Raw genomic sequence first — 259 nt, 5'->3', positions numbered from 1 at the left:
ATGATCGCCGGGATGGGCGGTGTGCTTGGTTCCGTCACTATTATTATTGGTCTGGGCGCTATGCTGGGGCGTATGATCGAACACTCTGGTGGTGCAGAGTCACTGGCTAATTATTTCAGTCGCAAGTTAGGTGACAAACGAACTATCGCTGCGCTGACTCTGGCAGCGTTCTTCCTCGGTATTCCCGTCTTCTTTGATGTCGGCTTTATTATTCTTGCGCCAATCATTTACGGTTTTGCCAAGGTTGCCAAAATATCGC

At 49.4% G+C, this 259-nt stretch carries 1 protein-coding gene; it reads left to right on the top strand.

The window, feature by feature from the left end:
* On the top strand, positions 1-259 hold a 259-nt coding region (locus SB719_RS21040; RefSeq protein WP_412159869.1), incomplete at both ends, for an SLC13 family permease.

Origin of the sequence: Pantoea sp. SIMBA_079, from assembly GCF_046940275.1 — a bacterium.
GTDB classification, from domain to species: domain Bacteria; phylum Pseudomonadota; class Gammaproteobacteria; order Enterobacterales; family Enterobacteriaceae; genus Pantoea; species Pantoea borealis.
The sequence above is the reverse complement of the archived record's forward strand: the minus strand, read 5'-3'. Positions and strand labels throughout refer to the sequence as shown.